This is a genomic window from Neobacillus sp. KR4-4, from assembly GCF_042136325.1.
GTDB lineage: Bacteria > Bacillota > Bacilli > Bacillales > Cytobacillaceae > Neobacillus.
This window is the reverse complement of sequence record NZ_JBHHJU010000006.1, coordinates 179,384-204,229: the sequence shown is the minus strand read 5'-3', so window position 1 is coordinate 204,229 and position 24,846 is coordinate 179,384. Positions and strand designations below refer to the sequence as shown.

13 protein-coding genes and 1 pseudogene are annotated in these 24,846 nt (G+C 37.5%); 12 read left to right on the top strand and 2 right to left on the bottom strand.

Going from position 1 to position 24,846, the window contains the following annotated elements; all coding sequences use genetic code 11:
- Nucleotides 1–55 precede the first annotated feature (55 nt).
- The gene (locus ACE198_RS09050) at nucleotides 56–1,327 is read left to right on the top strand and encodes a serine hydrolase (protein ID WP_375375287.1); all 1,272 of its coding nucleotides are present in this window, start codon (nucleotides 56–58) and stop codon (nucleotides 1,325–1,327) included.
- A 70-nt stretch (nucleotides 1,328–1,397) separates the two neighbouring features.
- On the top strand, nucleotides 1,398–2,351 hold the full coding sequence (locus ACE198_RS09045; protein WP_375375286.1) for a C39 family peptidase: 954 nt from the start codon (nucleotides 1,398–1,400) through the stop codon (nucleotides 2,349–2,351).
- Here ACE198_RS09045 and ACE198_RS09040 read toward each other — a convergent pair.
- The gene (locus ACE198_RS09040; RefSeq protein ID WP_375375285.1) at nucleotides 2,348–3,472 is read right to left on the bottom strand and encodes an acyltransferase family protein; all 1,125 of its coding nucleotides are present in this window, start codon (nucleotides 3,470–3,472) and stop codon (nucleotides 2,348–2,350) included. The genes ACE198_RS09045 and ACE198_RS09040 overlap by 4 nt on opposite strands.
- Before the next feature lie 171 nt (nucleotides 3,473–3,643).
- On the opposite strand from ACE198_RS09040, the gene ACE198_RS09035 reads away from it, so the two are divergent.
- The 6 genes from ACE198_RS09035 to ACE198_RS09010 all read left to right on the top strand — a co-directional run bounded on the left by ACE198_RS09035 (nucleotide 3,644) and on the right by ACE198_RS09010 (nucleotide 15,013).
- Entirely contained in the window at nucleotides 3,644–4,360 is a 717-nt protein-coding gene (locus tag ACE198_RS09035) for a polysaccharide deacetylase family protein (protein ID WP_375375284.1), read from the top strand.
- A gap of 408 nt (nucleotides 4,361–4,768) precedes the next feature.
- A complete protein-coding gene (locus ACE198_RS09030) occupies nucleotides 4,769–6,943 on the top strand; it encodes a bifunctional glycosyltransferase/CDP-glycerol:glycerophosphate glycerophosphotransferase (protein ID WP_375375283.1) in 2,175 nt (724 codons plus the stop codon).
- A gap of 5 nt (nucleotides 6,944–6,948) precedes the next feature.
- Nucleotides 6,949–8,367 (top strand): MBOAT family O-acyltransferase, encoded by a 1,419-nt coding sequence (locus tag ACE198_RS09025; protein ID WP_375375282.1) that lies wholly within the window; start codon nucleotides 6,949–6,951, stop codon nucleotides 8,365–8,367.
- 17 nt (nucleotides 8,368–8,384) lie between these two features.
- On the top strand, nucleotides 8,385–9,587 hold the full coding sequence (locus ACE198_RS09020; protein WP_375375281.1) for a DHHW family protein: 1,203 nt from the start codon (nucleotides 8,385–8,387) through the stop codon (nucleotides 9,585–9,587).
- Between the two features lie 48 nt (nucleotides 9,588–9,635).
- Nucleotides 9,636–12,341 (top strand): bifunctional glycosyltransferase/CDP-glycerol:glycerophosphate glycerophosphotransferase, encoded by a 2,706-nt coding sequence (locus ACE198_RS09015; RefSeq protein ID WP_375375280.1) that lies wholly within the window; start codon nucleotides 9,636–9,638, stop codon nucleotides 12,339–12,341.
- A 311-nt stretch (nucleotides 12,342–12,652) separates the two neighbouring features.
- On the top strand, nucleotides 12,653–15,013 hold the full coding sequence (locus ACE198_RS09010) for a glucosaminidase domain-containing protein (protein ID WP_375375279.1): 2,361 nt from the start codon (nucleotides 12,653–12,655) through the stop codon (nucleotides 15,011–15,013).
- 53 nt (nucleotides 15,014–15,066) lie between these two features.
- Here ACE198_RS09010 and ACE198_RS09005 read toward each other — a convergent pair whose 3' ends face one another.
- Complete coding sequence (locus tag ACE198_RS09005; protein WP_375375278.1) at nucleotides 15,067–16,404, bottom strand: glycosyltransferase family 2 protein; 1,338 nt, start codon at nucleotides 16,402–16,404, stop codon at nucleotides 15,067–15,069.
- A 314-nt stretch (nucleotides 16,405–16,718) separates the two neighbouring features.
- On the opposite strand from ACE198_RS09005, the gene ACE198_RS09000 reads away from it, so the two are divergent.
- The 4 genes and pseudogenes from ACE198_RS09000 to ACE198_RS08985 all read left to right on the top strand — a co-directional run bounded on the left by ACE198_RS09000 (nucleotide 16,719) and on the right by ACE198_RS08985 (nucleotide 24,686).
- On the top strand, nucleotides 16,719–19,844 hold the full coding sequence (locus tag ACE198_RS09000) for a CDP-glycerol glycerophosphotransferase family protein (protein ID WP_375375277.1): 3,126 nt from the start codon (nucleotides 16,719–16,721) through the stop codon (nucleotides 19,842–19,844).
- Nucleotides 19,845–19,897: 53 nt separating this feature from the next.
- Nucleotides 19,898–20,782, top strand: coding sequence for a UTP--glucose-1-phosphate uridylyltransferase GalU (gene galU / locus ACE198_RS08995; protein ID WP_251458257.1), 885 nt, complete (start codon nucleotides 19,898–19,900; stop codon nucleotides 20,780–20,782).
- A gap of 81 nt (nucleotides 20,783–20,863) precedes the next feature.
- Nucleotides 20,864–22,039 (top strand): annotated as a pseudogene (locus ACE198_RS08990) (CDP-glycerol glycerophosphotransferase family protein); the annotation flags it as partial.
- 322 nt (nucleotides 22,040–22,361) lie between these two features.
- Nucleotides 22,362–24,686 carry an SH3 domain-containing protein gene (locus ACE198_RS08985; RefSeq protein WP_375375276.1) on the top strand — a complete coding sequence of 775 codons (2,325 nt, stop codon included), beginning with the start codon at nucleotides 22,362–22,364 and terminating at the stop codon, nucleotides 24,684–24,686.
- Nucleotides 24,687–24,846: the final 160 nt, after the last annotated feature.

The window sequence follows — 24,846 nt, the reverse complement described above, 5'->3', positions numbered from 1 at the left end:
TGTGAATTTTGTTAAAATTTAAGAAAGATAAAATGTAAGAAGGATGGGGAAAGAGTTGAAGGCAGGACGTTTTTTACTAGGAATAATTAGTGCTTTTTTAGTATTTTCAATGATTATCCCTAGCCAACAGGCAAATGCTGCAGAATTAACAGCGCATCAGGATTTTACTAAAAAGGTATCTGTTGAACTAAACAAGTACATAAAAAAATCTGGCGGTGTAGTTATGCTGCAGTACCAGGATTTAGTAACAGGTGAGAGCTTTCAAATAAAAGGGAAAACCTCTACCCGTGCGGCAAGCACGATTAAATTGCCGCTAGCCCTCTATATTATGGAGCAAGCAGCTAAAGGCAAGATCAATTTGAATCAGAAGCTGAAATACAAGAGTTATCATTATTATGGCGGCAGCGGCGTCATTCAAAAGGATAAAGTTGGGACGTACTACACCATTCGTGATTTGGTTAAAAAAGCGATGATTTATAGTGATAATATTGCCTTTATCATGTTAAAGGAACGAGTCGGACAACAAAATTTTATTAAATATATGAAAAGCGTTGGCGGCAAGTATGCCTATCCGGATGGGAGAAATTTAACCTCTGCAAAAGATTTAACAATCTATGCGAAAAGGCTCTATCAATTCTCGAATAGAAGCCCGTTAGGCAAAGAACTAGTCGGCTATTTGAAAAAGACCGTTTATAATACGACCATTTCACGCGGAATTAAGGGGACCCCCGTGGCCCACAAGGTTGGGATGATTCCAATGGACCGAATCTATAACGATGCAGCGATTGTCTATGACAAAAACCCTTACGTGTTAGCGATCATGACAAGAGGTATTTCCTATGAGAAGTCACAAAAGGTCATTGCCGGGGTTGCGGCTATAGTTAACAAATATCACAAAGCAAAGGCGTCAGCACCATATTTTAAGAGTAAAGCAGATGTTACCATCTATCAAAATAACAGCAAAACAGCTGCGATTGGAACATTGAAAAAGTACCAAACTCTGAAAATTATCTCAACCAAGGGTACTTGGTTTGGAGTCAAATTTGGAAAAGGGACCGGATATATTGAAAAGAAATCAGTGGTTGCCCTAAAGAAAACGACAGTAAGCGGCTGGGCTGCAAACCTTCCCCAAATCGGCATCATTAAAATGAAGGAGAAAACCCCAGTGGTCGACAAAACTATTTCAGGTAGAGTCATTGCCTATATTAATAAAGACCAAGATTACTATTTTTTCAAAATAGACAAAGATTACTATGTTGTTGATTTAGGTGGAAGAGTTGGATATGTCGCTAGTAAATATATTACTGATCTTAGTGTAAGCATGTAAATTTTCCGCCTTAGCTAGGGAGAATTCACCCTAGCTTTTTTACATCATTCTATGGAGGGGTTGACGAGAGATGAAAAGAATAAAATGGATGGTGCCATTGCTGAGTTTGCTGCTATTGACAGCAAACTCAGGTAAGGCAGAGGCAGCCACTGGTGTGATTGATAAAACGCCGCCGAAAATGCCTACGGTAAATAACCTGACCAATAAGTCCTTTACGATCTCAGGTAAGGCAGAGGCAAATGCCATCGTTTATGTAAATAGAAACTCAAAGTATTATTTAAAGAAGGCTGCAGATAAAAACGGGAATTATTCTTTTCCGATTCCGCAGCAAAAAAAGCAAACGGTCATCGAAGTTTATGCTGCCGATCAAGCTAAAAATAAAAGTTTAGCAAGAAAAGTGATTGTTAAGTCACAGCCCAAGCTAAAAAAGCAGAAATTGAATGTGTCCGTCATTCGCCAAATGCCTGAGCTGCCGCGTGGGTGTGAAGTGACGAGTTTAGCGATGTTGTTGAATTATTCAGGAACAAAGGCAAATAAAATGACACTCGCCAAACAAGTGAAAAAGGACCCAGCTGTCATGAAACGGAAAAACGGCAAAATCTATTTTGGCCATCCCAATTATGGGTTTGTCGGCAATATGTATACCTTTAATAAACCAGGGTTAGGCGTTTTTAATAAACCGATTGAAGCCTTAGCAGAACGATATAAACCGAATCGGATTAAAAATTTAACTGGAAAGCCGTTCGAAACGATTTTAAGTTACGTAAGTGCCGGCCATCCGGTCTGGATTATTAATACGAGCTGGTTCAGCCGTGTTCCTAATACTTATTGGCAGACATGGTACACTTCACATGGAACGGTTCGGATTACCTATAAGGAACATTCAGTTGTGATCACTGGGTACGATTCTAAATATGTTTATTTCAATGATCCATTGGATGGAACGAAGAATAAAAAGCGCCCGATCAAAACATTTGTTGAGGGATGGAAACAATTTGGAAGCCAGGCGATTAGTTATTATTAAGACGTTCCCATCCTTGTTTTTCTGAAAAAAGGAATATGAACCAGATCGATTAGGAAGTTAATTCCGATCGAAACCATGATGGTTAGGATAAACACCCAAACCACGATTAGGGTCGAATAGTATGGAGCAAAGCTGATTTCTTGAAAAAAGTAATAGATAAAAAAGGTATGTGTCAGCCAAATAATCGTTGAGTGTTTTCCTAATAGAAGAAATAACCTCTCCAGTATGGTGATATTTTGAACTAGTTTCACAAACGAGAAGATCACCATAGGGGCAAGAATAAAATCTGAGTAATTATAGATCCCTTCTATTTCAGGCCCTCTTGTTTCAATAATAAATTTGAAAGAGTACTGTCTAAAATAAAAATAGAGAACAAGAAGCAGCATAAACACGATCTTATTATTTAGATGTATTTTAGAGAAAAATGCATCCATTTTTTCAAATAAAGAATATTTGGAAAAGTAGATCCCAGTAATGAACATGATTTGCCACTGAAATAACGTCCCTAAATGATTGATTCCAATCTGAACTAGTTCCAGGTTAGAAAAAAATTCGTCAATGTGTAAAAAGAAAGCAGAAAGAAACAAAAAAATAAACGAGAGGTAACTTATCAAAGTCGGCCATTTTTCAATCAATTTTATAATCAGTGGGAAAAGCAATACCAATTCAATGTAAACAGAGATGAACCACCACTCGCCATTATAGGTATGAATCAGAGCAAATAAATTATAAATAAACAGTTTAGGGATCCACGCATACCTTACCGTGTCCTCAAAATATTTGAGTCCAATCGGAATAAAAATAAAAAAGACAAGCCAGTAAATAGTAAAAAAGTTAAATGCCCTTATCAGCCCCTGGCGGAAGGTAAACTTGTGTTTTGATTTGAAGCTTTTATAAAGACCCAATCCGCTGAGGAACAGGAAAATAGCTACACATAGTTTACCAAACTGACCAATGAGCTGGTCTAAAGGTAAGTTATCCACCATCATAATCGGCTTGTAATGGACAGCCTCAATACGGTTGGGAAAAGCAAATAAATGGTGATAAACCATTAAAACGATGGCAAGTCCCTTGGAAATTGCGGTCATATTTCTAGAAAAAATAAATGGTTTATCTTCCATATATCATTCACCTCAGGAAAAAAATCTCGTTTTATCCATAGGTTGTTTGGAATCATGCAGGATTATTCATCACGTAGGATTTTTCTTTTGCACGAGAATTGAGGAAAAGCGTCTAATGCATATCTTAGAATAGAAGATTTAGAGTTTTTTATTTTAGAGGGGGAAAAAGATATGTTAAAAAAAACAACCACAGTCATTTTTGCGATGCTGCTTCTGCTAAGTACCTGTTTTTTTTCAACAAATAAAACGTATGCGAGCGAGAAAACAGCTAGTAAGGTTGTTTATTTGACCTTTGATGATGGCCCGAATCAATACACGCCTAAAATACTGGATATTTTGAAAAAGAAACAGGCACATGCAACCTTTTTTATGATCGAAGGAAATATCAAACGAAATCCTAAAACGGTTAAGAGAATGATTAAAGAAGGCAATTATCCAGCATTACACAGTGTTTCCCACAGTGTTAAAAAATTATATCGCGGAAGTTCAAAGAACGTTGCAGTCGAAATGGAGAAGACACGGCAAACTTTGTTAAGAGTTTCGAAGTTTAATAGTATGTTAACCCGCGCGCCGTATGGAAGCAAACCCTATATGAAGAAACCCTTAAGGGATGCATTAGCAAGAAAGGGCTTTAAAATGTGGGATTGGGACATTGATACACTTGATTGGAAATATAATCGGACCAATCCGAAGACGATTACATCAAGAGTGAAATCCGGACTTAAAGGTAAAAAGGGACCAATCGTGATTCTATTCCATGATTCAAAAGGAACAGCACAGCAGCTTCCGATTATTATTGATTACCTGCGCAAAAAAGGTTATACACTAGAGGTCTATAACCCGCAAAAACATATTGTTAAGAATTTTTGGAATGATAAGAGATTTTAATCAGACCATTTACTAATTATAAGGTATTTGACCGCGATACAGTTAAGATTTACTTACAATAATAAAACGCAAAAAGGGCTGCAAGAGAGGCAGCTCTTTTTGTTGTGGCTAAGGTATGGGCTTATTGAACTGAAAATTCAAAGGACTCCCCCGATACTTTGTATAAATAATAACAGCTAGAAAAAAGCTAAAAAAATACTACTTTCTCATCTGTTCAATCCTTCTCCTTATGGTGTATTCTTGTCTATCAATTATGTCCCCAGTCATTTTATTTGATTTTCATTAACACAAATCGTCTAATAAACCGATAAAATTGTATAAATTAACAAAATCTATACATAACAATGATTAATTGTTAAAATCTAATAGGAATATTGTCGAAATTTCAGGGAGTGTGACAGAAAAAGCATGAATATTAAACAAAAAGCGACGGTATCAATCATCATCCCATATTATAACTCCATGGAATTCATCGGAGATTGTTTAAATTCCGTATTATCACAAACCTATACGAATCTGGAGATTATCATCATAAATGATGGTTCGGATGCAGAAAATACTCGATACATTGAAACGTTGCAACACGACAAAAGAATGGTCTATATAAAAAATGAATCAAAAAAGGGAGTAGCCTACTCACGGAATAAAGGCTTGAGTTCCGCAACTGGAGAGTTTGTGCTTTTTCTAGATAGTGAGGACATCCTAGCAGAAAAAGCGATTGAAATTCTTCTATCATATATTGAAGATGCACCCGCCATTGCAGGAAAAACTAAACGATTATTAAGACCTAATGATTTAGAGGTTCCACAGCCTCCAGAAGTCATCGTGACCTCTAAACCAACTCAAAAAATATTCCATAGCGGAAGTATTTTAAATGTATTGATTCGGAGCAGTTTCATCAAGGAACATAAGGTTCGCTTTTATGAGGACACGGAAGGAGCCACAGATATATCGGGGATCATCCCGTTTCTCTTATACGTAAAGAGTTTACCCAGCTTGAATATCCATACATATTTTCAACGGGTTCGTAATGACCCCATTTCCAATCCAAGTCTGGTCCAACGTTCAATCCAAGAGAGAACTCGTGATTTTATCAAAGTCTATATGGAAATGAATCAACAGTATGGAACGTCTCAATCAGTGAAGGAATATTTGGACAGGCTGCTTCTCAGGTTCTATCGACGACAGGTTATTAATATTTTTAACGACCAAAAACACATGGATGAGTTCTTTGACTTATTGTCTTCAGCAATGAGTATTCTCAACCCAGCTAGCATTGCTTCGCAGCCTAGTCATATTAAAAGGGAAGTCAATCAGTTACGGGCTGGAAATAAGAATAAATTCATCAAAGGATATAGATTCCATGTAGAAGCAAGGGACTTTAAAAATGCGATAAAAGGGTTCACTAGGCTTAAAAGGTACATCTACAATAAGTTTTTCTTGAGATTACCGATGAAGGAGAATTACATTATTTTTGAGAGCTTCTTAGGAAAAAACTACTCGGATAGTCCTCGAAATATATACGAATATATTATTGAAAACAATCTTGATTATCAGTGTATCTGGGTTTTCAATGATAAAAATCGTCAAATTCCTGGAAATGCGAAAATCGTAAAACGATTCAGTCTTGCCTACTATTATTATTTTGCGGTATCGAAATACTGGATCAATAATATGCGGCAACCGCTCCATCTTGTCAAGCGAGAGGGAAATGTATTTTTGGAAACGTGGCATGGGACTCCGCTAAAAAAATTGGTTTTTGATATGAAGGACGTCTATTCGGCCAATCCAAGATATAAGCGGGATTTCTATATGCAGTCACGGGCGTGGGATTATTTATTATCACCAAACCGCTATTCTTCTGAAATTTTTCGAAGTGCCTTTAAGTTTGATAACGAAATGCTGGAGTTTGGCTACCCCCGCAATGACATTCTTTATTCACCGCAAAAAGAAGAAATTGTGGCTCGTGTCAAGAAAACCATAGGGATTCCTGACCATAAAAAGGTGGTATTATATGCACCAACCTGGCGGGATGATGACTTCTATGAGCCAGGAAAATATAAATTTCAACTGCAGTTGGATTTACATAAAATGAAGGAAACTCTTGGAGGTGACTATGTAGTCGCACTAAGGATGCACTATTTTATTGCGGATGATATTAATGTGGAAGGTTTGGATGGCTTTGCGTTCAATCTTTCAAAGTATGATGATATTGCTGAATTATACCTGATTTCGGATATTCTTATCACTGATTATTCTTCAGTATTTTTTGATTACGCCAATCTTAAGCGCCCTATTTTATTCTTTACGTATGACCTGGATAAGTATCGGGACCAATTAAGAGGGTTCTATCTGGATTTTGAAAATGAAGGCCCAGGACCATTACTGCGGACAAGTGATGCCGTCATAGATGCGATTGCAAACATTGATGTGATAAGTGAGCAGTACTCAGATAGATACGCTGCATTCTATGAACGGTTCTGCAGCTGGCATGATGGAAAATCCACGGAGAAGGTCGTTAAAAAAGTATTGCTGGGTGAGGACCCAAGCTTTCAAAAACAATCAGAGAATCACGGAGGATAAAAATCGTGCTATTTAGTTCAACCGTATTTTTATTTTTATTTTTGCCTCTTACACTAACTTTATATTTTTTAGCCCCCCGAAAGTTAAGGAACACCGTTTTACTTTTGGCTAGTTTGTTTTTTTACGCATGGGGCGAACCAAAGTTTGTTTTATTTTTGTTTCTTTCTATTGTTCTCAATTATGTTTTTGCACTATTAGTTGATCAAAATAGGGAAAAACATGTCTTGATTAAGTGGATAATGGGGGTAACTATTTTTGCGAATTTGTCCATTTTGATTGTTTTCAAATACGCAAATTTTATTGTCGATAACATTAATGAACTGTTTGGAACCACGATTGAATTGGGAAATATTCCGTTTCCGTTAGGGATCTCCTTTTTTACCTTTCAAGGACTAAGCTATGTAATTGATGTGTACAGAAAAGATGCGAAAGCACAAAAAAACCTAATCAATATGGCGATGTATAAAGCGTTGTTTCCGCAGCTGATTGCTGGACCGATTGTCCGCTATGTCACAGTGGCACACCAAATCGATGAACGGAAAGAATCGATATCGAAATTTGCGTATGGGACGAAACGATTTATCATTGGCCTTGCCAAGAAAATGATTCTAGCCAATAATTGCGGCTGGGTCGCTGACCAAGTTTTTTCCATGCCTGCAGGTGAAATGTCCGTGGGCATGGCATGGATTGGAATCATAGCTTATTCATTACAAATCTACTTTGACTTTTCGGGATACTCCGATATGGCCATCGGTTTAGGAAGAATGTTTGGCTTTGATTTTCTTGAGAACTTTAATTATCCGTATATTTCGCGTTCTGCAACGGAATTCTGGAGAAGATGGCATATCTCCTTAAGTACCTGGTTCAAGGATTATTTATATATTCCTTTAGGCGGAAACCGTGGTGGAACATATAAAACCTACCGAAATTTGTTCATTGTCTGGCTTGCAACTGGGATTTGGCATGGTGCCGCCTGGACGTTCATCGCGTGGGGAGTTTATTACGGAGTGTTAATCATGTTAGAAAAAGCATTTTTACTGAAATGGATCAAAAGTATTCCGAGGGTATTCCAGCATCTTTACGCCCTTATTGCTGTGCTGATTGGCTGGGTATTCTTTCGAGCAGAGACATTCACGTATGGGTTTAATTATTTGAAAGTGATGTTTTTTGCGAATGGCAACCCGATTTGGGACCAGCAGGCAAGCTTTTACCTTTCCCAATATGGAATCGTTCTATTGATTGCTATCATTGCTGCTACACCTGTATTCCAAGTTCTCAAAGACAAAGTTATTAAACCGGGGACAACGGGCATCGCAAGCGGCAGAGATTTTGTGGTTACAGCAAGTTATGCTGTTATTTTCTTTTTAACGCTTGTTAGCGTGGTATCGTCCACCTTCAATCCATTTATTTATTTCCGGTTTTAATGAGTATGGAGGGAATTATGAAAAAAGCTAATGTACAAGGCATTGCCGTTATAGCTATTTTTCTATTAACGATCTTCGGTTTCTTTATCTTTACATTTGTGACCCCATCGAAGTCCATGTCGTTACTAGAAAATCGAAAGCTGGCGCAAAGGCCCGATTTAAATAAGGATAATTTACTTACTGGGGAGTATTCCAAGCGGTTTGAGCAATATTACAATGATCAATTTCCGATGCGTGATTCATTTATTGAAACAAATGCCTTAATTAATAAGAATTTCTTCCGCCAAAATATTATTGAGGATGTCTATGTGGCGGATGATGGGTATTTGTTATCACAAATTGCTGAGGTTACTCCTGCCGATGCGAAACAAACAGCAGGCAGAATTAATGAACTTGCTGCTCATCTTTCAAAAAAGAACGTCAGTGTGTATACCGCATTAATGCCCAATAAATCAACCATGATGGAGAATAAATTTCCTGCCTATTTTCCAAGCTATGGTCAAAAAAATATGAACCTACTTTATAAGGAGCTTGAAAAAGCGTCCCATCCGATTGACTCCAGGGCTGCACTAAATAAGCATATGAATGAAGACTATATGTTTTTCTATACAGACCACCATTGGCAAGCAAAGGCTGCCTTTTATGCCTATCAAAATGTCATGTCTGAAATAAATGCAAATGAGCCAATCGATGATCAAGTTTACCAATACAGCGATTATGATTGGAAAATATCAGGAAAACCATTTTATGGTTCTGATGCGCGGAAAACAACAAGTGCCAATGCCAAAATGACAGATGCGATTCTTGTAGCAGAGCTGAAAGAAAAACATCAGCCATTTACAATGAAATGGGGAAATCGGACAAAAAGCGGATTATATAATATGGATTTCTTAACGATGGAAGATCCGTACACCAATCGTTATCAAGCCTACTTAGGCGGGGATTATGCCCACCTGCTAATAACCAATCCTAATAAATCAAATGGAAAAAAGGTATTAGTGATTAAGGATTCTTATGCAAATGCATTTATTCAATTTCTTGTTCCACACTATAAAGAGACGCATGTATTAGATCTCCGCCATTACAACAAAATGCCCATCGAAAAATATGTGGAGAAAAACAATATTGACCAAGTTATCCTACTTAATAATATCAACTCAATATTTGTAACCCCTGCATTAACAAATTTTAATCATCCAGGGCAGGGTGAAAATCAGTAAACATGATGCTTGCCCTTTTTCTAATCTATTCTTTCGGAGGTAGTAAATTTGGAGCCAGAAAATCGGTCCTATAATGATTTTTATTTTTCAATCATTATGGCGGTGTATAATGTTGAAGACTATTTAAAAGAAGCTGTCGAGAGCATCATTAATCAAACGTTAAATTTCGACAAGCATATTCAATTGATTTTGATTAACGATGGAAGCATAGATGAAAGCGGGAAACTATGTAAAAAGTTTCAAAAAAAGTATCCGAATAATATCGTCTTTATTGATCAAGAAAACCAAGGGGTAAGTAGTGCCCGTAATGCCGGGTTAGAGGCAGCAAAGGGGAAATATGTTAACTTCCTCGATCCAGATGATAAATTATCATTAAATGCTTTAGAAAAAGTCTATAACTTTTTTGAAAAGCAAGGAAAAGATATCGATGTTGTTTCCATTCCAATCTATTGGTTTGACCAGGCTAAAGGTGAGCATCTACTAAATTACAAATACGCATCCAATAGAATCATCAATATACTAAAGGACCATCGCTTTATTCAAATGTCTGCATCTAGTTCGTTTGTTCGAAGGACGGCAATTGGCGAGCAAAGATTTAAAGAAACCCTTAAATATGGGGAAGATGCAGAATGGTTAAATCGGATTATCTTGAAGAAGTGTGAATATGGTGTTGTAAAAAAAGCTAAATATCATTACCGTAAACGAAGTACTAATACTTCGGCGACCCAGCAAGCCTTACAGGATAAGGATTATTATTTGCACAGTCTAAAGAACTTTTCATTTACGTTCATTAATATGTCACTGGAGATTTTGGGATTTGTTCCGAAATACTTCCAATATATGATTATGTATGATTTGCAGTGGCGTCTTAATAATAATGATTTAAATGTACTTATGACAGCAGAGGAAACAGAAAATTTCCTGAAAAAACTTAAAGAGTTATTAAGTTTTATCGATGAGGATATTATTCTGGAACAGAAGCATTTAAATATGTATCGGAAGAATTATTTGTTACGAATTAAGTACGACCAGAATTATGCTGATTTTTACCAACCATTCCATTCACCTAATAATGCTGTCTTATTACATGGCAATCGGGTCATGGATGCTTTGGACCAGCATCAATTGGCAGTAGAGTTAATCAATATTGAGAATAAGCAGCTTTTCATTGAAGGTCATTTTACTTCCCTTTTTGAAAATAGTGATACGAAAATTGTTGCTGACGTTAATGATGAAATGATTGAAACACAAATCGTCGAACGTTTTTATAAAGATACGAATGTCTTTGGGAAAAACATAAAAAAGGCGCTAGGGATTAAATTCAACTTTCCTTTAGATAAAATAGGAAAACAGAGTAAATCTCTAAAAGTTACTTTTTATGTAATCGTCAAAGAGAGTAAAGTAAAGTTAGATATGCTATTTAGCGGGCAAAGCCACTTAAAAGATAATAGTTATTCTTATTTTAATAAGAACGGCTACATGGTTATTTACCAGAAAAAGAAGAAGCAATTTTTGATTAGAAAAAGTGAATTTAAATTAATTCGTGGGAAAGAAATTGCCGTACTTAAGACTTTATATAAATTGAATAAACCAGGCTCCAGAAAGGCGTTATTGATCAGATTAGATCATTTTTTCCAAAAGCACTTCTTTCAAAAGAAGCGTATTTGGTTATTTATGGACCGGGTTAATAAAGCCGATGACAATGCGGAAGTTCTGTTTGAATATGCGACAAAGCAGCAGGATGGCATTCAGAAATACTTTGTTATAAATCAAGATAGTGAAGATTTTAAACGACTTCAAAAAATTGGCAATGTTATTCCATATGGATCGCGCCAGCACAAACGGTATTTATTACTTGCCGACAAGTTGATTTCCTCTCATGCCGATGAGTTTATTGTCAATCCATTTGGGAAAATGAAAAAGTATCTTAAGGATTTATTTACGTATGATTTTATTTTCCTGCAGCACGGCATCACGAAGGACGATATTTCGAGTTGGTTAAATAAATATAAGAAGAATATTCGTCTGTTTATCACGGCGGCCAATCAGGAATACGATTCGATTGTAAATGGCCATTATGATTACACCGAAAAAGAGGTCCTTTTATCAGGGTTTCCGCGCTTTGATAAGCTGCAAAATGATGATAAGAAGCGGATTCTTATCATGCCGACATGGCGCAGCGATTTGGTAGCAAAACTAAATCCAATCACTGGAACGCGCGAATATAATCCTGTTTTTAAGGAATCAGAATACTTTAAGGCCTTCAATGATTTGCTGAACAATGAAAAGTTATTAAAAGCAGCAAAAGAAAAAGGTTATAAGCTTGTCTTTTTCCCACATCCTAATATCAGGCAGCAGTTGAAGGATTATCAGATTGATGATTCGATTGAAGTGGCGGACATGAATAGCAGTTATCGTGATAATTTTAATCAATCCAGTTTACTGGTCACGGATTTTTCCTCGGTCGCCTTTGATTTTGCTTATCTAAAGAAGCCGGTAATATATTATCAATTTGGAATGAACCATTTGGCAGAAGGTTATTTTGATTATCAAACGATGGGGTTTGGTGATGTCTTGACTGAAAGTGAGCAAGTGGCAGACAGAATTATTCAATATATGAATCAAAATTGTCAAATGGAAGCCGCGTTTCAGGAACGAGTGAATCAATTTTATTCCTTTACGGATCAAGATAACTGTAAACGGGTTTATGAAGCGATTCGCCAAATAAATCAACCTAAATATCCAAAAAAATAATCTAGGGCAAGATTCAAAAGAGCTATTTTCCATTTGGGGAATAGCTCTATATTTTTGTGGTCCCGATATAAAAGTCCCACAAATTGTCGATTTTGGTATAAGTATTTTGTCGTAATTTGTAAAAATAGATTAAAATTCTATGACTATATTGTTACAATAGAAAATAGTTCGTCTACTGAAATATGTTCTTGAAATATTGCTAGATTTATAGAGAACACGTTGATTCTCATTTCAAGGTCAAACTTTGTAGAGGACTTGAGGGTCGTAATTGACTTTTTTACAAATTAATAATCACTTTTTAGGGAGGCATTATGGAGAAGGTTAGAAAAATAGTTGGACATGCCACTATCGCAGGCTTATTGTTCACAACAACAATGAGTCCTTTACCTGCGTTTGCAGAGGGGAGTGCGACTGAGGCAGCAATAACTGCTGTCGATACGGAACAAGATTCAACGGCTTCGGATGATAAGGTTCAAGCTGCCGAGGAAAATACGGCGGATGTTGAACAGAAGACAGAAGCTGAAAAATCATCTACGGCGGATGTTGAACAGAAAACAGAAGCTGAGGAATCACCTACGGCCGTTGAGAACGAAGCAGTTACTGAAGAAACACCACCTACAGTTGAGAAAGAACAGTTAGACTCAAACGCTGCGGTCGAAAAAAACAATATGACTAAGGCTGCTAAAATGGCGACTGTTGAGGTCGAGCTTGCCGGGATAACCATTCAGCCTGAGACTGTTGTGTATGGAGAAGCATCTACAGATTCTGCCCCTATTAAGACGTTTACGGAAGGTACTTCTGTAAAAGTGTATGATTTTTCAGCTGATTGGTATGTTACCACAGCCAATGTTGTAGGCACCAATCAGTTAGGTTATATCCAAAAAAGTGAGATAGATTTAATCACCTCAACACCGGTTAAGTCTGAAGGGATTGCGTTGAAGGATCCGACTAATTTATACACCTCACCAATGAGAAGTTCAAAAGTTGTAAGAATTTATAGCGAAGGCTCTCTATTAAAATATTATACCTATACATCCGGTTGGTATAAATCAAGCGTGAATGTTAATGGTGTGCTGCAATCCGTCTACATTAACAAGGATGATGTCGAGCAGATTATCGCTAATCCAGTTAAACAAGAAGGTTTTGCTGCAAAGAACCCAACTAATTTTTATGCCTCACCATCAAGAAATGCTCAAGTATTACGAACCTTTGCAGAAAATTCCTATCTTTCTTTTTATACCTATACATCTGATTGGTATAAATCGGCCGTATCTGTGAATGGACAGATCCGTACGATTTATATTCATAAAGACGATGTTGAAAAACCAACAACCAATCCTGTGAAACAATCCGGGATCGCGGTATCAAACCCAACAAACATGTACTCTGCTCCAGTAAAGGGGTCAAAGGTTTTAAAAACCTATCGTCCCGGTGCAAAGTTATTGTATTACACGTTTTCATCACAATGGTATAAGTCAACTGTGACTTATAATGGGGTCCCAACTGTTGTCTATATTGCAAAGGATGAAGTGGACCAGCTGGTTAATCAAGCGGAAAAAGAGGAAGGAATTGCGCTTTTAAATCCTACCAAATTGTACGCTTCTCCAACTAGGGATGCGAAAGTATTGAAAAGCTATAAACCAGGATCCATTTTAAAATATTATTCGTATACAACTCATTGGAAAAAGTCGTATGTAACAGTAAATGGGACTGTTCAGACGATTTATATTCATAAGGATGATCTCGAGCAATCTAACTTCTCGAATACTACTTTACAAGGTCTGTCATTAAGATCATCTACTCATGTTTATTCATTGCCTTCAAGAGATTCGAAGATTCTAAGAGATTATCCGAAAAATATGATACTAAAATTTTATAACTATAGTGAACACTGGTATAAATCCTATGCTACAGTAAATGGAAAAGTTGTGATCTGCTATATTAACAAGTCAGATATTGGTGAACAGCGAATAACGGTCTATGATTTGACTTTAGATCAAGCGGTAAATATGCAAAAGAATGCTTCGCCAGTAACCGATAAAGACGCAGAGTGGTTATCCGCTACAAGCGAACAAGTTGAATATTATCTGGACCCTCTAAACTTCCAATCTAATTCGGATACGTATTTGCAATTCTTAATCTTGTCGCATCCGGCAGGGACAAACGCAACTGAGTTGAATAACCGGATTCTTTATGGAAAAGGTGTTCTTGCAGGTAAGGGGAATTCCTATATAAATGCAGCCCAAACTTACCATGTCAATGAGATCTACCTCATCAGTCATTCACTTTTAGAAACTGGTAATGGTTCAAGTAAGCTTGCCACTGGGATAAAAGTAAATGGCGTAACGGTCTATAATGTTTATGGCGTCGGTGCCTTTGACATCAACCCAGATTATTATGGTGCTCAGTTTGCTTATGAACAAGGGTGGACAACTGTCGAGAAAGCAATAATTGGCGGTGCCAAGTTTGCTGCTGAAAAGTATATTCATGCAGGACAAGACACGCTCTATAAAATGCGCTGGAATCCAGATGCGATGAATACCTATGGTTATGCCTCCCATCAATATGCAACAGATATTGGCTGGGCTGTAAAACAAACGACGAGAATGTCACAGATGTTAAGTACGCTAACACAATTTACGCTGCTCTATGATATTCCTGTTTATCAATAATGAAAAAGAAAAAGGGTGGATCCATTTTATTTTTGGATTCACCCTTTTTACTATTAATTCAAGTCTACTACTTTCAGGTTTACTTTGTTTAACAGAAATTTTCTGCCAGATTCAGTTTCTAGGCCGAATTGGAATTTACTCCGATAGAAGGGCAAAGTGGTTTCAAAACCAGCATGCTCGTAGTTTCGGACGACGGTTCCCCAGATGATCCGCAGTTTTCCTGGAATTTCGACTTTTGGCAAATACGTGATCTTGTCTTTCGCCTGGATAAACAGCCGATCATTTTCCTTCATAAAATAGACTTTATTCATGAAGTGACCTTTTATTGTCCACTTTAATGCACGGTGATGACATTCAGTTATGACTACTTTCTGTTTTTCAATCTTCTTGGGACTTATATTTTCTTTGTACGGCCAGCCATTTTCACTTAGGTTTAACAAATAGGTTTTATAATAAAAAGGCATGTCCTGTTCCTTGATGTATTTCTGATCAAACAGTTGAATTAACTTCACAAATTCCTCGAAAAACTCATCTTGTTCTTCTTTGGTTAATACTTCAAAGATTATCGGGTTGTTCTTTGGAAAAAGATACAACCGAATATGGTACGTGATTAAAAACTGCACATAAGGGAGGATCTCGTTATAACGGCTCTTTGATTCGTTAATCAACGTTAAATAACAGCGTCTAATCATTTCCGTGTATCGTGATTTTTGATACCAAGCATTACTAACAAGTGAATCCTCATCGACACGTCGGCGGTAATGATATTTTGCTTCCGAGACTACCCCATATTGCTTGTGCTCTAATAAAAAGGTATTGATAAAGAGGGCATCCTCCCAAAATTTGATGTCGGTTTGAAATCGCAAATCCGGATTAGTTAGGAAATGTTTCGCTTTAAAAAAGCATCCGCCAATATGAAAATGAATCGCCGTATACTCCTCGAGAATATGGATAACACGGTCTCCTTGCTCAAAACGATAGTTCAATCTGTGCGGAGTATCGATTCGTTCAAAATGGTAGAGAGGAATCACAGCTAGTTGTATTTCAGAATTCCGCGAAAAAAAAGAACCCACTTTTTCAAGTGTATCCTCAGACAGAAGGTCATCGGCATCTAGAAAACCAATATAATCTGAATGTGGTGATACATGATCAAAGCCGGTATTCCTTGCACTGCCAGGACCGGCATTTTCACGGTAAACATATTTAATATTACTAGGATATTGGTTGACGTAGTTTTGACAGATATCTTTTGATTGATCGGTACTTCCGTCATCAACAAGAATTATTTCGACATTTTGTTTAAAGTCAACTGTTTGATGGATAAGGCTTTCAATCGCTTCTTGTACATATTTCTCTGCATTATAGACAGGAATGATCATCGAAAAAAGCATGCGGTAACTGCCCCTTAACTGTATTTGTGGTAGGTATTGTATTCATTATAGTAGAGTGTCTGGATGAGTACAATATTCCTTGTAATCAGAATTCAACAATCTCGCAACAACTGCTAGTTATTATTACACTACGAACAATATTGGAAGTTCTTTATCAAGCAAATGGATGACCGGGAAATCCTGATATCCATTTGCTTTTTTGTCGTTTAGAAAAAGTAGATGGTCAGCTCCGTACATATAATGCATCAAAAATGGTAAGAATAACTAATAAAAAATTAGAAGAAAGTGAACTGGTAAGGGAGCTGTAGATGTTCATGAATAAAAAGGTTTTAAAAAGAAGAATTAAATTTATTTTCGGACCCCTCTATAATTATGTTAGAAAGGCCAATCATCGCAGAAATTTTCAGTATAGAAGATTTTATGGAAAATCAAAGGTGAGGGACCATACTATACTTTATGAAAGCAGGGACGGAAAAAGTGTAACCGATAGCCCATATGCTATTTTTAAATACCTCTTACATCACCCCGAATTTCAGCATTTCAAACATATTTGGTCAATCCATCATGAGAAAGAGTTAGAAAGCGTGATCGCCAACTATAAAGACTTGAAAAATGTGATATTTGTGAAACGGAATTCAAAGGAATATCTTAAGTGGTTAGCCACGAGCAAGTACTTGATTAATAATTCTACCTTTCAGCCTTTTTTTATTCCCAAAAAAGAGCAAGTCTATATTAATACCTGGCATGGGACTCCGTTAAAAAGAATGGGATTTGATATCCCTGGAAATCCAGCCCACTCGCAGAATGTAGTGAGGAATTTTCTTAGTGCGGATTATCTCTTAAGTCCCAATGACCATACAACCAAAATGTTTCTTAAAAGTTATAAACTAAACGGACTATATAATGGAGAAATTATTCAAGAAGGCTATCCAAGAATAGATCTAACCTATCATACTGATGCAGATAGATTTCATTCTTTACTCACTCGATTAGGGCTAGAAATCGATAAAAATAAACAGACGATTCTGTATGCACCTACATGGAAAGGGACAAATGTATCAAAAGCAAAAAATGATATGTTCCAAATCATTAGTGAAATGACCTATTTGAGGCAAAAGGTAGGAAACGAGTATAACCTTTTAATCAAAGTTCATCCCTTTTTGTATAATCAAGCGAAGAAATTTACTGAAATTAAAGAGATCTTAGTTCCGGACTTTGTAGATACTAACGAGCTGTTAAGTACTGTGGATCTTTTAATCACCGATTACTCGAGTATCTTTTTTGATTACCTTGTAACTGAAAAACCAATATTATTCTATATTTGGGATTATGACGATTACCAGGAAGAAAGAGGTATGTATTTATCCGAGGATGAACTACCAGGACCTACGCTCTTTACCATCGAAGAAGTAGCTGACGCCGTTCAAGATATTAAAAAAATAAGTGATAGCTATCGCTCTGTCTATCAGGCAGCAAAAAACAAATTCACATCACATGATGATGGAAAGGTGACGGCTAGAATCGTCCAATACGTCTTTAACCAGGAAAAGACTCCAATCAATATCATTAATCAATTGGACCGGGAAAAAAAGAAAATCCTTATTTATCCGGGCGGGTTGCAAAACAATGGCATTACCTCATCCTTTATCAATCTAGTCGACAATATTGACTTTAGTAAGTTTGATGTTAGTATTTTCATGAAATCACCAAAATCGAAAGAAACCTTAAATAATATCGCAAAGGTAAATAAGAATGCTAGGTTCTTGTTTCGAAATGGATTAGAAGTACATAGTCTTTTTGAAGTGTATCGGGATAAATTTGTTCATAATCGAGGAGCACATAGTAAAGTGACCAAAAAACTTTACCCAGAGAACGCCTATAAGCGGGAATACAACAGATTATCAGGTCGGGCACAATTTGATTATGCCATCGATTTTAGTGGTTACAGCTTGTATTGGGCCAAATATTTGCTTGCTTCCGATGCAAAGAAAAAAATCTGTTATATGCATAATGACATCCGTTCGGATAGTGAAAAGGTCATTAATGGGCGTCGTCCCCATCGAATAAATTTACGGGGTCTCTTTTCCGTCTATGATCGGTTTGACAAACTGGTAAGTGTATCACCAGCAACAATGGAGCTAAACAGAAGTAATTTAGCGGAATTTGCTGAGGAATTTAAATTTGATTTTGTCATGAACTCGATTAATCCAGAGAAAATTCTGAGACTAGGGAATGAAGAATGGACAGAAAGTATAACGAAATCGATAATCAATGAGGTTATCGCTGAAGACCAAATCATCAGTAATACGGTCTTTAAAGCAAGTGCAAGGATCACGAATCCAAAAAGCGAGGTAATCTGGAACAGACCACCTGTCGTAAGCGGAGCAGCTGAAGTGGCACCAGCTCTGAAATACCTAAACGAGGAAGTCGCCATTTTACGAGAGGTGCAAACAAAGTCTACTAATTATTATAAATTTAGTATCGATGACCGGATCGTTGGCTGGCTTGACCAAGGCTGTTTTGAATTGCTTCCAGATCGTGTCTTATTCCATACGCCCGTGCAGAAATTAGCGATTATTTCTCATGGAAATAGATATGACATTTGGAGTATGCCCTATAATCTAGAAGGAACAGAGAAAGTCGCTTCTGGCAAGGATTATAAAGGTCGATTAGTCGATGTAGATGAAGAAGCAAGAACACAGCAAGGAATCTATAGCCGGCTTTCTATCAAGGGAACCATGATTGGCTGGATTGATTCGTCGGCATTGACGATTGTTCGGGAATATGATGGAAGGAAGCAACTTCATTCCAAGATCCATCCTCCGTTGTATAAAATGCTCCATTCGAAAAAATACAAACTAGTGGTTCCAACTAAAATAGAAGAAAAACTTGAAACGATTGAAGAAACAGTGATCCCTCCTCAGCCGCTTGCAGAAAATTATAATTTCATTACGATGGGACGATTATCTCCTGAAAAAGGCCAGGATAACTTGATTAAGGCCTTCAGTCAATTTCAGCAGAAATTCCCAAATTCAAAGTTGTTTATTCTAGGTGAAGGTCCGTTAAGGAATGACTTGGAGAATTTGATTGCGGAATTGGAGCTATCAGATTCTGTATACTTGATGGGCCAATTAGAGAACCCATTTATATTAATGAAGAAATGCGATTGTTTTGTTCTTTCCTCCCATTATGAGGGCCAGCCAATGGTGTTACTAGAGGCGATGACCCATGGGATGAAAATCATTGCGACAGATATTGTTGCGAATCGAAATGTATTGGAAAATGGGCGGTATGGGTTATTAGTTGAAAATAGCATTGAAGGGCTGGAAAAAGGTCTCACTCAATTGGCGGGAAATGAGCTGGATATTAAGCTTGATGAATTTATTCCAGAAGAATACAATAAAAAGGCAATGGCATCGTTTTATCAAATATTAGATTGATGCAGGAATGTAGAATGGATCATAATTTGAATACGAAATAAGGAGACATAAAAATGAGTAAAGTCAAAAAGGCGATTATTCCAGCAGCGGGATTGGGCACAAGGTTTTTACCTGCTACGAAAGCAATGCCGAAGGAAATGCTGCCAATCGTTGATAAACCAACGATTCAATATATTGTTGAGGAAGCAATCGAATCAGGAATTGAAGATATTATCATCGTAACCGGTAAAGGGAAAAGAGCCATCGAAGATCACTTTGACAGCGCATTTGAACTGGAAGAAAATTTAGCTCGTAAAGAGAAGTTCGAGCTCCTCGAAGAAGTTCGTAAGCCCGGGAATGTTGATATACATTACATAAGACAAAAAGAGCCAAGAGGGTTAGGTCATGCGATTTGGTGTGCGAGAAAGTTCATTGGCAATGAGCCATTTGCGGTGTTATTAGGGGATGATATTGTCCAAGCAAAGGTGCCTTCATTAAAACAGTTAATGAACATATATGATAAAGTAGGTTCTTCTGTTATTGGGGTGCAGCCCGTTCCAATGGAAGAAACAAACCGCTACGGGATTATTGATCCCAGCCGGCAAGATGGACGCATGTATGAGGTAAGAAATTTTGTTGAAAAGCCGCCCGTCGAGTTAGCGCCATCAAATCTTGCCATTTTGGGAAGATATATTTTAACACCTGAGATTTTTGATCTCCTTGAAAATCAAGAAACAGGATCAGGCGGTGAAATTCAACTGACAGATGCGATTCAACGCTTGAATAGTATCCAGGATGTTTTTGCCTATGACTTTGAAGGAATCCGCTATGACGTGGGTGAGAAATTTGGTTTTATTAAGACAACGATTGAAATGGCTTTAAGCAGAGAGGAACTAAGGGAGCAATTGCTTGAGTACCTAGTGAAACTGGTTAATCAAGAAGTGAAAATGAATAAATAGTTTTTTGAGTAAACACGAGGCTGCTTTTTTTTATGCAGCCCTTTCAGTGTTTCTTCTTCAACGGTTAGGAGCGCGGTTTTATTGGTATCATCCGTGAAAAAGTTAGTAATAGCAGGATACAAATGGTTATTTCAGTTGGTTTCACTTTTCCCGCCACAGAAAAAATTAATTATGTTTGAAAGCTTTCTTGGCAAGCAATACAGTTGTAATCCTCGGGCGATTTACGAATACCTGCAAAGAAATCATCCTGAATATGAACTTATTTGGAGTGTCGATCCCCGGTTTGAAAAAGGCTTTGTTGAGAAAGGAATTCCGTATGCCCGACGCTTTTCGGTAAAATGGCTGTTTTTGATGGCGAGGGCAAGGTTTTGGGTAACGAATAGCCGGATGCCCCTGTGGATTCCGAAGCCAAAGCAGACCATTTACTTGCAAACATGGCATGGGACCCCCTTGAAAAAGCTGGCCCATGATATGAAAGAAGTGCTCATGGCAGGGACAACGACGGAGCAGTATAAGCAAGAATTTTATCTTGAATCACGGAACTGGGATTATTTAATTTCTCCCAATCGGTATTCAACAGAAATATTTAAGCGTGCCTTTAAATTCGATAAAGAAATGATTGAATCGGGTTATCCACGAAATGATATTTTTTATAAAGATGATCGTGACGATCGTGCCAAGGAATTTAAGCAGAAGCATCAGCTTCCTGAGGATAAAAAGGTGATCCTTTATGCGCCGACGTGGCGCGACAATCAATTTCATCAAGAAGGTAAATATAAGCTTGATTTGCAGTTGGATTTGGAAAAACTTAAACAAGACCTCGGGGATGAATATATTATCATTCTCCGGATGCATTATCTAGTCGCTGAAAACTTTGACTTGGAGGCGTATAAAGGCTTTGCTTGGGATTTTTCCAAGCATGAGGACATCCGAGAACTATATTTAATCAGTGATTTACTGATTACGGATTATTCGTCTGTATTTTTTGATTATGCGAATTTGAAACGGCCGATGATATTCTTTACCTACGATCTTGAGGAATATAAGGACGATATAAGAGGTTTTTACTTTAATTTTGAAGAAAAAGCACCAGGACCGCTCGTCGAAACAACTGAAGAAGTGATTGCTGCTATTAAAGACCAAGTCAATCCTACGGTTTCAAATGAACGGATGAATGATTTTTATCAACAGTTTTGTTACCTAGAAGATGGGCATGCGGCAGAAAGAGTGGTCAATGAAGTCATTTTAAAAAATTGAAAATAAACGGATCGAAAACACCCAAGGTTGAAATTTGGGTGTTTTTGTCATTTTGTCCCACATAGGACAGTGATAGTTGACAAATTCTCCGAAGAATCCCCCTAATTCTCATGAGTAAATCGACCTATTTTTTCGAATTGCAACAAGTATTTATTGGAAACTATTTAAAATTAAGAGGATATCAGCGATAATAGAATTTGATAACGTTATATTTTCCCAGATTTAATGGGAGGATGCAACTTTCGGCATAATTTGAGTTTTTTTATATTTTTGTAGAAAAATCATAAATGCAGCATTCAAAATCCGACAGGGAGGTGTGTCAATGAGAAATATCGGGAAAGTTCTTCTCTTATCAACTAGTTTATTAGTAGGAGAGGTTGTCACCCCAATTATTCCATCAAAGGTGCAACTTGCCTATGCCGCCAGCACTATAAAATTAGCAAATATCAGTTACCAAACGACTGACAATGTTAATTTGCGAACGGGTCCTTCGACAAAATATAAAGCAATCCTTCAGGTCCCTAAATCAAAAACGATCACTGCCACTGAACAAAAAGGCACCTGGGTAAAGGTTTCGTACCAATACACCCTAAAAGGGAAGAAAGTCGTCCAAACAGGTTGGGTTAGCGCCTCCTATATCAAGAAAATTTCTACAGCACCAAAAACGGTTAAATTTGCAAAAACAATGTATCAGACGACCGATAATGTTAACATCCGCTCAGGAGCCAGCACGAAATATAAAACATTACTTTCAATTCCAAAGGGCAAGACCATCACAAGCGCGGAGAAAGTAACGGATTGGTATAAGGTGACCTACACCTATTCTTCTAAAGGGAAAAATGTAACAACTACTGGCTGGGTAAAAGGGACTTTTTTAAAGGAATACTATAAATATAGTGCGTTTGCCGGAGGCTATTATTTTCCCAAAAAGACAGTGAAGCTTTATTCTACTCCTGATACAAAGAAAAGCGTTCTTTACAGCCTTGCAAGCGGAAACGGACTTTATTCTGCCTATCAAGCAGTTAATAGTGTCGGGCAGGTATGGTATAGGGTGTCTTACAACGGCAAAACACTGTATGTTTTTAGCGGAGAGGTAAGCAAAGCTCCGGTGACTTCCTTTGCGGCAGCAGACTATCAGGCCAAACTAGATACATATGTATACGCATCCTATGGGAAGGTCTATACAAAACTAGTAAAGATACCAAAGCAAACAATCATTTCTTCTAAGCAAAGAATCGGAGATTGGTATAAAGTCTCCTATAACGGGAAATCTGGCTATGTCTATGGCGGCGATATTTCGAAATATGCTAAGCCTGCCGAGACAACCGACAAGGGAGGAACTGACAACGGTGGGGTAAACATTCCTCCAACCGATACCATTGCCGAGCAAGCCATAACCAAGACAACTTATGCGGTTACGGATCAATTAAATGTTAGACAAGCTGCGGCTACAACTGCTGCCATTTTAACCTCGATTCCTAGAGGAACAATCATTATTCCAACCAGCAAGACGTCTAATGGCTGGTATAAGGTCAGCTATGCCGGGAAAAGCGGCTATGTATTTGGCACGTACCTTCAACAGGTGATAACGGGTGATCCAATGGGCACGAGGGATACCTATCAGTTTATTGATTTAAGGACTCAATCTCCTGTTAAGGCAAGTCAAATTAATAATTATATTGCTGGCTATGTAAAAAATACGGGGAAGCCGAGTATTTTGACGAATAAAGGACAGGTATTTATTGATGCCGGGCGAAAGTATGGGGTCAATCCACTTTACTTGGCAGCCCATGCCATTCATGAGAGTGCCTATGGAACCTCTAGTATTTCGATTACCAAGAACAACTTATTTGGCTTTGGTGCCTATGATGCAGCGCCATTTGTAGCTGCCTATCGTTTTGCTAGTGTAGAGTTGTGTATTGACTTTATTGCCCGTGAAATGAAATCTACGTACTTAAATCCAGCTAATTGGAAGTTTCAAGGGGCATATCTGGGTTTCAGTACCACATCATTAACGAATGCAAGAATTGATGCTAGTAGTGAGGGCATGAACTTCTTTTATGCTACTGATCCGTATTGGGGTAAAGCAATCAGCCAGCATATGGAAAAGATTCTTTCCTATGATAAAGCCTATTATGCAAAGGCAGATCCCGATGCCAATATCCCTCAGAGGCCGTTAATTCCTGCTGGCGGAGATAAGTTTCCCGCTGATATCGTCGCCATTGCTACCATCCCTGCAAATAAACAAATTGTTCTAAATAGTAAAAAGGGCGTACATGATGCAGTGAAAACGATGAAAAGAGGAACCTCCTTTACTGTCCTAGAAAAAACTAATGACTTTTGGCTGCGGGTGAAAATGGACAATAAAGAATACTGGACCAATGATGTAGACTTTAGCAACTATAAAAACTACATATCTGTTCAAAATCTAGGGAGAGTGACAGTTTCGGAGTTAAATATCCGAACCGGGCCATCCACATCCAATTCCTCGCTAGGAAAGCTGCCGTTAAATGATTATGTTTCTCTTATCATGAAAGCAGATGGCACAGTAACGATGGATGGGACGAAAACATGGTATCAAGTGAAAACAGCCAATGGAAGCAAAGGCTGGGTTAGTAAAATGTATATTACTCAGGAACTGAAATAGTGTTAGAGGCTGACTTGTTCACCAAGTCAGCTTTTTCAATAAAATTAAGTAATTAATGGTATTTTGTTGGAAATTATTCAGTTCTTATTTGAATTTTAAGTTTGATAGTCTTATAATGATTTGGTGAAGTCAACTACATTAAAAATGAAAAATAATTTTT

Coding starts and splice junctions, on each gene's coding strand:
- ACE198_RS09045 (WP_375375286.1), top strand. CDS start 1,398: ATGAAAAGAATAAAATGGATGGTGCCATTGCTGAGTTTGCTGCTATTG.
- ACE198_RS09040 (WP_375375285.1), bottom strand. CDS start 3,472: ATGGAAGATAAACCATTTATTTTTTCTAGAAATATGACCGCAATTTCC.
- ACE198_RS09035 (WP_375375284.1), top strand. CDS start 3,644: ATGTTAAAAAAAACAACCACAGTCATTTTTGCGATGCTGCTTCTGCTA.
- ACE198_RS09030 (WP_375375283.1), top strand. CDS start 4,769: ATGAATATTAAACAAAAAGCGACGGTATCAATCATCATCCCATATTAT.
- ACE198_RS09020 (WP_375375281.1), top strand. CDS start 8,385: ATGAAAAAAGCTAATGTACAAGGCATTGCCGTTATAGCTATTTTTCTA.
- ACE198_RS09010 (WP_375375279.1), top strand. CDS start 12,653: ATGGAGAAGGTTAGAAAAATAGTTGGACATGCCACTATCGCAGGCTTA.
- ACE198_RS09005 (WP_375375278.1), bottom strand. CDS start 16,404: ATGCTTTTTTCGATGATCATTCCTGTCTATAATGCAGAGAAATATGTA.
- ACE198_RS09000 (WP_375375277.1), top strand. CDS start 16,719: ATGAATAAAAAGGTTTTAAAAAGAAGAATTAAATTTATTTTCGGACCC.
- galU (WP_251458257.1), top strand. CDS start 19,898: ATGAGTAAAGTCAAAAAGGCGATTATTCCAGCAGCGGGATTGGGCACA.
- ACE198_RS08985 (WP_375375276.1), top strand. CDS start 22,362: ATGAGAAATATCGGGAAAGTTCTTCTCTTATCAACTAGTTTATTAGTA.